Source organism: Paenibacillus sp. P4_A7, assembly GCF_056402455.1.
On sequence record NZ_JBFUHJ010000238.1, the window covers coordinates 1 to 8,243 of the forward strand.

At 42.8% G+C, this 8,243-nt stretch carries 11 protein-coding genes; 9 read left to right on the forward strand and 2 right to left on the reverse strand.

Translation table 11 applies throughout. The features are described from left to right. Together AC1DWN_RS21940 and thiI are read left to right on the forward strand one after the other, a co-directional pair. A partial coding sequence (locus AC1DWN_RS21940) for an aminotransferase class V-fold PLP-dependent enzyme (RefSeq protein WP_477561030.1) occupies positions 1–396 on the forward strand: 396 nt, incomplete at its 5' end. A gap of 1 nt (position 397) precedes the next feature. After that, a complete protein-coding gene (gene thiI, locus AC1DWN_RS21945) occupies positions 398–1,618 on the forward strand; it encodes a tRNA uracil 4-sulfurtransferase ThiI (protein WP_477561031.1) in 1,221 nt (406 codons plus the stop codon). A 36-nt stretch (positions 1,619–1,654) separates the two neighbouring features. Here thiI and AC1DWN_RS21950 read toward each other — a convergent pair whose 3' ends face one another. Next, on the reverse strand, positions 1,655–2,353 hold the full coding sequence (locus AC1DWN_RS21950) for a TerC family protein (RefSeq protein ID WP_477561032.1): 699 nt from the start codon (positions 2,351–2,353) through the stop codon (positions 1,655–1,657). 138 nt (positions 2,354–2,491) lie between these two features. On the opposite strand from AC1DWN_RS21950, the gene AC1DWN_RS21955 reads away from it, so the two are divergent. The 7 genes from AC1DWN_RS21955 (at position 2,492) to AC1DWN_RS21985 (ending at position 7,711) form a co-directional block, all read left to right on the forward strand. Further along, complete coding sequence (locus tag AC1DWN_RS21955; protein ID WP_477561033.1) at positions 2,492–3,154, forward strand: TerC family protein; 663 nt, start codon at positions 2,492–2,494, stop codon at positions 3,152–3,154. A gap of 170 nt (positions 3,155–3,324) precedes the next feature. Then, on the forward strand, positions 3,325–3,807 hold the full coding sequence (locus tag AC1DWN_RS21960) for a hypothetical protein (RefSeq protein ID WP_477561034.1): 483 nt from the start codon (positions 3,325–3,327) through the stop codon (positions 3,805–3,807). 38 nt (positions 3,808–3,845) lie between these two features. Continuing rightward, on the forward strand, positions 3,846–5,687 hold the full coding sequence (gene typA, locus AC1DWN_RS21965; protein ID WP_477561040.1) for a translational GTPase TypA: 1,842 nt from the start codon (positions 3,846–3,848) through the stop codon (positions 5,685–5,687). Between the two features lie 146 nt (positions 5,688–5,833). Further along, positions 5,834–6,145 (forward strand): YlaH-like family protein, encoded by a 312-nt coding sequence (locus AC1DWN_RS21970; RefSeq protein WP_477561035.1) that lies wholly within the window; start codon positions 5,834–5,836, stop codon positions 6,143–6,145. Further along, positions 6,142–6,414 (forward strand): hypothetical protein, encoded by a 273-nt coding sequence (locus AC1DWN_RS21975; protein ID WP_477561036.1) that lies wholly within the window; start codon positions 6,142–6,144, stop codon positions 6,412–6,414. The genes AC1DWN_RS21970 and AC1DWN_RS21975 overlap by 4 nt, the downstream gene beginning before the upstream one ends. Before the next feature lie 17 nt (positions 6,415–6,431). Further along, a complete protein-coding gene (locus tag AC1DWN_RS21980) occupies positions 6,432–7,475 on the forward strand; it encodes an LCP family protein (protein WP_477561037.1) in 1,044 nt (347 codons plus the stop codon). A gap of 80 nt (positions 7,476–7,555) precedes the next feature. Beyond that, positions 7,556–7,711: a hypothetical protein gene (locus tag AC1DWN_RS21985; protein WP_477561038.1), complete on the forward strand. Its 156-nt coding sequence runs from the start codon at positions 7,556–7,558 to the stop codon at positions 7,709–7,711. A 37-nt stretch (positions 7,712–7,748) separates the two neighbouring features. Here the strand turns inward: AC1DWN_RS21985 and AC1DWN_RS21990 are convergent. Next, positions 7,749–8,243: YhcN/YlaJ family sporulation lipoprotein (locus AC1DWN_RS21990; RefSeq protein ID WP_477561039.1), on the reverse strand; the 495-nt coding region annotated here is incomplete at its 5' end.

Genomic DNA, 8,243 nt, shown 5'->3' on the forward strand with positions numbered 1-8,243 from the left:
GCATTAGAATCGATGAAGCCGCGTATGGAGCGGATAGCTCTATTAAGAAGCAAGCTAGTGGAGATCATTCAAGCTATACCTGAACTGAAGCTAAACAGCGGTGAACCTGTTGCGCCGCATATTGTTCACTTCTCGTATCCCGGTATGAAGCCAGAGGTCATCATTAATATGCTGGAGCAGCATGATATTATGGCATCAACTAAATCAGCCTGCTCTTCGAAAGATGATAAGCCAAGCCGAGTTCTGCTTGCTATAGGTGCAAGCTCAGCTCATGCARCTGGGGGCATTAGAATTAGCTTTGGAGAAGAGCATACAGAGCAGGACGTCGTTAAATTAGGTGAAGTGCTACAGCTTGCTATAAAAGAATTGAAGCCGCTCGAGAGGAGATTGACATAAATTGCTTTACGATCAAATAGTACTGCGATATGGAGATTTAACAGTTAAGGGAAGGAATCGTCATAAATTTGAGAAACGAATGCTTGAACAAGTTAAACAAGCTTGTATAGAGTATGCTGACATTACCTATTACCAATCATTTGGCCGATTATATGTAAAGCTAAACGGACATCCGTATAAGCCAGTACTCGATCGTTTGAAGGATCTATTTGGGATAACATCTCTTAGTCCAGCTGTAAGTACAGAGTTAGACTTGGAACAAATACGATCGGCAGCTGTGGATGTTATGCGTTCACTTCCAAAGTTGCCGGAGACGTTTAAGGTTAGTGTGAAGCGGGCGTGCAAGAAGTTTCCACACGATTCGCAGGAAATGAATCATCTGGTTGGAGGACATATCCTGCGCGCCATACCGGAGCTTAAAGTTAATGTACGTCAACCTGAGGTCGAGCTTCGAGTTGATATTCAGGAAGAAGCCACATACGTTTTCTACGAAATGATCGCAGGCGCAGGAGGCTTTCCATTTGGTTCAAACGGAAAGGGAATGCTGCTGTTATCCGGCGGTATCGATAGTCCGGTAGCCGGTTGGATGGCATTGCGTAAAGGACTTGAGCTGGAAGCCGTTCATTTCCATAGTTACCCTTTCACAAGTGAAAAAGCAAAGGAAAAAGTCATTGAGCTGACAAAGCGATTGTCGTATTTTAGCGGAGATCCGATCAAACTGCATCTTGTACCATTCACGGAAATCCAAACAACATTGGCAGGAGCCAACCAAGATAAACTAATTATTACGTTGATGCGAAGAGCTATGCTGCGCATAACGGAACAATTAGCGGAGCTTAATGGAGCTAAGGGAATTATTACAGGGGAGAGTCTAGGTCAAGTAGCAAGCCAGACACTGTCCAGTATGAATATTATCGGACGCGCAACGGATCTTCCGCTGCTAAAGCCGCTTATCATGATGGATAAACAGGACATAATAAATATTGCTCAACAAATTGGAACCTTTGAAACGTCGATTTTACCTTATGAGGATTGTTGTACATTATTTTTGCCAAAGTCACCAAGCACGAATCCTAACTTGAAAATTGTGGAAAAAGTCGAGTCGCTTATTCCTAACCTCAGTGAACTGATTCATGCAGCTGTAGAAGGAACGGAGCAGATGGTGATTTCACAAGGAAGCCTTGGATCTGAGCAGACCGCTGGTGAAGATCGCTGGTTTTAACGAATATAAATGAAGAGAAAAAAAGCAGCAATCCCACTAATGGGATTGGCTGCTTTTTTGAAGCTTCTTTTGTTTTTTGTGATTATTAGTCCACACTCCTAGACCTATTACCGCGATAATGAGTAGAACAATAAATGTCCAATAAATGAATGTATTGGTTTCGAAGAAAACCTTAAATGATTTCTCGTGCGTAATCATTTTAGCAGCTGTGTAAGCGAGAACGGCAGAGCCAACATACACGATCCATTCGAAGCGGTTGATTAGTTTAATGAAGAGGGTACTTCCCCATACAACAACGGGAACGCTTATAATAAGTCCTAGTACGACAAGCAATGTATCCCCATGTGCTGCACCTGCGACCGCGATTACATTATCGATACCCATAGCGGCATCAGCGATAATAATCGTTCGAATCGATTGCCATAAAGTGTTGCCCGACTTGATGTCATCATGCGGGCTGTCTTGTACTAGTAATTTATATGCAATCCAAAGTAATAACAACCCCCCTACGAGGTTAAGCCAAGGGACGGCTAGCAATTGTACGACGAGCAGTGTGGCGATTATACGAATTCCAACTGCACCGGCGGTTCCCCAAATGACTGCTTGCTTTTGTTGATCTTTAGGCAAATTACGTGCTGCTAATCCGATAACGATGGCGTTATCTCCTGCTAAAATGAGGTCAATAAACACGATAGTAAGCAGTGCTGAGAAGAACTCGATTGAAAATAATTCCATATACAAGCTTCCCCTTTCCAATCCTTACATGCCCTGCCTTAGATGTAAAATAGATACGATTAAATCGGAAGAATGATTCATTTTTTTTTGTTCATATTTCCCTCAGCTTGTACATACAGCTGATAAGAGGGGGAATGTATGGTGGACAACTTGCTTATTTTTATCGAGATCATATTAATTAATGTATTGCTTAGTGGGGATAATGCTATTGTAATCGCAATGGCTAGTCAGCAGCTTCCTCAACATCAACGTAAGGCAGCTGTTTGGTGGGGTGCATTTGCCGCTGTCGCGCTGCGTTGCATATTGACGCTTGTAGCAATTAAGCTGCTTCAGGTGCCTTATTTGCAGGCAATAGGTGCAATTCTGTTGTTTTATATTGCAGTTAAGCTGTTGGCCGATGCAGGTACACAGCATGATACACTTACTGTTAAAAAGCCAAAATCCATTGCTCAAGCCATTTGGACAATCGTAGCGGCAGATTTTATTATGAGTCTTGATAATGTGCTTGCAATTGCTGCAGTTGCTAAAGGTGATTCTGTACTTATTTTACTGGGCATAGCGCTTAGCATACCTATGATCGTGTGGGGAAGTCAGATGTTGGGAACAATGCTTCAAAAATTTCCCGCTCTTTCCTATATTGGGGCAGCGTTGTTGGCTTACGCTGCCGGGGGAATGCTAATGCATGATCCTGGACTAAATAATCTGTTGTTTCATGGGTCAAAAACGCTTACTGAGGCCATCCCATTGCTATGTGTACCGCTTGTAATTGCGCTTGCAGTAATGAAAAAAAAGACGGTTTAAAGGTTATTTTAGCAATAAACATCAGCAAAATTGATCAAGTTTCGATTTTTTTTTTATTGTTAAGGTGCTTCTCTCTGGTATTTTTGACTTAATTCCTATAAACTAATATAGATAAAAACTGTCGTCTTTCGTCGAGTAGTACGATGGACGTTGTAAGGAGCGGAACGCGAATGCCTAATAACAAATATTCCGCTGGAATTATTTTGCTGTTAGCCGGGGTCGTTATATTGTTCGGCAAATTAGGAGTATTCAGCTTTCTGGGTGCAATCTTCTGGCCGTTGCTGGTATTAATTCCTGGAGTGCTGCTGCATGTGCTGTATTTCGGCAGATTAGTTCCGGCAGTCGTGCTTGTCCCTGGTGGAATGCTCGTCGTGTATGCCTTACTGTTTATCGTTTGCAACTTAGTTGGATGGGATTACTTGAAATATTTGTGGCCGCTGTTTATTTCAGGAGTAGCAGCTGGTCTTTACGAATATTATTTGTTCGGTTCATCCAGACCGCGTGTTGTGCTCACAGCATCGATTGCGCTTGCTGCCGCATCAGCTGTATTTATCGTTCTAGTGCTTCTGTGGAGCTGGGGAATTTATGCGATTGCTGTTGCGTTTATTGCAGCGGGTGTTTGGATGATGCTAAGCAAACGCAGACGTTGGTAAGTGTATTAAATAAAAAACAAATGGAGTGGTTAGAAGTTATGCAAGCAAGAGAGAATTTACGGAATATCGCGATTATTGCCCACGTTGACCATGGTAAAACAACATTGGTTGACAAACTGCTTCAACAATCTGGAACATTTCGTGATCACGAAGCAGTACAAGAGCGGGCAATGGACTCCGGTGATTTAGAGCGTGAGCGCGGTATTACGATTTTGGCTAAGAACACTGCTATAAACTACAAGGAATTCCAAATCAACATCATGGATACACCTGGACACGCTGACTTCGGCGGCGAGGTAGAGCGTATTATGAAAATGGTTGACGGTGTACTTCTAGTCGTTGATGCATTTGAAGGCTGTATGCCGCAAACGAAATTCGTTTTGCGCAAAGCGCTTGAGTCGAATCAAACACCAATCGTTGTCGTTAACAAAATTGACCGTCCTAATGCAAGACCAAGCGAAGTTGTAGATGAAGTTCTTGATTTATTCATCGAGCTTGGTGCAAGTGACGAGCAGCTTGAATTCMCAGTTGTTTTTGCTTCCGCGCTAATGGGTACATCCAGTCTTGATCCTGAGAAGCAGGATGACAACATGGAAGCTTTGTACGAAACGATTGTAAGCCGTATCCCATCTCCAACAGAAGACACTGAGAAGCCGTTGCAGTTCCTTGTTACATTGCTCGACTACAACGAATACTTGGGTCGTATTGCAATTGGTCGTGTTAACCGCGGTATCATTCGTCAAGGCCAAACGGTTGCAGTTATGACCCGTGAAGGCGGCACGAAACAAGCAAGAATCGAGAAATTGTTCGGTTTCCAAGGCTTGAAGCGTGTTGAAATTGCAGAAGCAGGAGCAGGCGATATCGTTGCAATTGCTGGTATTCGTGAAATCAATATTGGTGAAACGATTGCTGATCCACAAAATCCAGAAGCTTTGCCAGTTTTGAAAATTGACGAGCCTACATTGCAAATGACGTTCCTTGTTAATAACAGTCCTTTCGCAGGCCGCGAAGGTAAATGGGTTACTTCCCGTAAGCTTCGTGAGCGTCTATTCAAAGAGCTTGAGACAGACGTATCACTTCGTGTTGATGAAACTGATAGCCCAGATGCTTTTGTTGTTTCTGGTCGTGGTGAGCTGCATCTTGGTATTCTTATTGAGAACATGCGCCGTGAAGGCTTTGAGCTTCAAGTTTCTAAGCCTGAAGTTATCATTAAGGAAATTGACGGATCCAAAAAAGAGCCTTATGAGCGTCTATTGATCGACGTTCCAGAGGAAAGTATGGGCGCCGTAATGGAAAGCCTTGGAACACGTAAAGCTGAAATGGTTAATATGATCAATAATGGTACGGGTCAAGTACGTTTAGAGTTCATTATTCCAGCTCGTGGATTGATTGGATATCGTACAAACTTCCTGACATTAACACGCGGCTACGGTATTATGAACAATGCATTTGACAGCTATGGTCCACTTGCGGGTGCAAGCGTGGGCGGCCGTCACCAAGGTGTTCTAGTAGCAAGTGAAAACGGAACTTCAACTTTCTACGGCATGATGGGCGTAGAAGACCGCGGAATCCAATTCTTGGAGCCAGGTACTGAGATCTATGAAGGCATGATCGTCGGCGAGCATACACGCGAGAACGACATCATCGTTAACATTTGTAAAGTGAAGCAGCTTAACAACATCCGTTCAGCTGGTAAAGATGACACAGTTACACTGAAAAGCCCACGTCTATTCTCACTTGAGCAAGCGCTTGAGTATTTGAATGATGATGAGTACTGTGAAATCACTCCGAAGACGATCCGTCTTCGCAAAAAAATATTGAACAAGAGCGAGCGCGAGCGTGCGGACAAAAACCGCAAAAACGCTCAAGCTAGCGTTTAAGACAAATAGGTAGTAATAAACTAAGGTTTTGCTAACGCAAAACCTTAGTTTATTATTTAAGAAGTAAGTTTTGTATTCACAAAACCTAAGATCATGCTTACGAAGTAGGTTTTGTATTCACAAAACCTTTAAAGGAGGTAAGTAACATGCAACAGTGGCTAAGTGACCACAAGCTCGTATCGTATTTGTTGATACTTGGATTTACGATATACATATTTAACAAAGTGTTTCGCGCTCAGCAGAAGCTGCCGCTACTGAAAGAAATACTTGTTTATGCGCTGATTTTGTTCGGGTCTTTTGTATTGATGATTTTGCAGGTTGATAAGCTGCCAATTATACAATGCTTGGGGATAGCTGTACTCATGATGCTCATGCTGCGCGGTCGTCAGCTGTATGACAAATGGAAAGGCAACAAATCAGTTGAACCATCTTCTCCGAAAGCAGATTCAGGCAAATGAAGTTTGAGGACGCTTTATTCAATTGGCTGCAAATCCAGCTTGTTGCTGACGCTCGTCCTGAAGATCAGGCCGCTATTGAAACCCTAGCCTTTTTTGCTCAAGTGTTGACGGAGGATCATGGTCTGACCAGTTTTGTTGTTGCAAAGACAGATGAGACAATGATTCATGTGAAGTACGAAAAGGATGGCCGCTCTAAGTTGCAGTTATATCCACGAGAGTTAGGGTCACAGCTGTTAACTGATATCGAATCCAATCCAAAATACAACTAAGCTTGTAGGTGAGAAGAATGAGTCAAGGAACAACACCCATTCCTTCAAGAACGAGCTCGCGTAAAACAACAAAACCAAAAAAGCAAAAAAAGCGTAAAAAACGTTCGATTTTAAAGACGTTTATGGTACTTCTATTCGGGCTGTTGCTCATAGTAGCAGCTGGTTTTGCTTATTTGTTGTTTAAAACGGATGATGCACTTGGAGAAATTGGAGCAGACAACAGTTCGGTCGTTATCCCTGCCGGAGAGTCGGTAGATGAAAAATCAGTAGCTATGGTGTTAATGGGTCTGGATTCACGGTCACATGGCGGCGGTCTAAATACTGATGTTATGATGGTGGCTGCCTTTAATCCAAAAACCAAATCGGCTACGGTCATTTCCATTCCACGGGACTCAAAGATTGATGTAAAGGATTATAAAGCCAGAAAAGCAAATGCGTTTTATGCCAACTTTTATTCAGCTGCTATTAATGACGGCATGAAGAAGGAAGCAGCACAGGCTGATGCTAAGCAAGAGGTGCGAACCGTATTTAGTCGTTTATTCGGAATTGATATTAAGTATACTGCAGTTATTAATTTTCAAGGTTTTGCAGATATTGTAGATGCACTTGGCGGTGTGGATGTTGATGTCGATATGCGTATGAAATACAAGGATACTAGAGATGGTACCAATATTGATCTTGAAGAGGGCTTTCAAAAGTTGAACGGTGACAAGGCACTTGATTTTGTCCGTTATCGTCAATCGAATAATGGCAAGAACATGTCCAGTGACTTTGATCGCAACCGTCGTCAAAGTGAAGTGATAGGTGCGTTAACTGACAAGATGAAGTCAATTGGCGGCATTCCTAAAATTGGTAAAGTGATCGACGCTGTTGGAAATAACTTGAAGATGGATATGCCTAAGAAAGAAATTCAAAGTATGATAACGACTTACTTTGGCATTAGTAAAGAGGATATAACCTTCATTGCATTAGAAGGTAATTGGAAAAGCCCTTATGTATATTTAGACGATGTTAAGCTGGATGAGGCTAGTGCTGYACTGAAAGCAAAATTGGCTGAATAACCATAGACGAGTGCTAATATCATAGATATAATAAGGTACAGAGGCCATTTTTGAATCCAGTTCAGAAGGAGGTCACGTGGATGACCGAAGCCGTAGCAGCACAAATAGAGCAATCAATTGAAGCTATTCACAAGCTGCGGCATGATGCCCCTGCGCGCTCATACCTTATTGCAAGAAATTTAGAAGCGGCAAATCCGTTCGATTTGGAATGGTTTACCGCATTAAAGAAAGCCTAGTGATATTTCACTAGGCTTTTTGTGTCTTCAGAGCGGTTTACATCTTTTTATTCAATTTTGGTACTTCCTTCATCTCGGGTTCTTGTGGCGGCAATACATCGCGTGGCATCTGAGGGATTAAACGGCCTATTATGTCAGACATTTCTTCTGCGAAGCCTTGAATAGGCCGTCCGCGCTTAATGTCAGCACCCATTTCATTAAGCCTCTCGTATATATCGATATCTGCTGTCACAAGAGCGTCTATGCCGTATGGATCTTTACGGAAAGCTTCAGCAACGGAATATTTAACAGTACCAACCCTGGAACGCTCCAGTTTGCTGGCAACATCAATACCGACAATTGCTGTATTTCCGAATACAACACAATGCGCATTCTCAACACCGTCAATTCCTTTGGCCAACTGTTCCAGATGTGCCGCAACCTGAGCAGAATCGGCAATTTCCTTTTTACCAGGATCGGTTTGCTGAGCCCGAACACGGCCATTATTCTGTGGAGAGGGTGATGTTTCATTTCGTGCGACTGTACTACAACC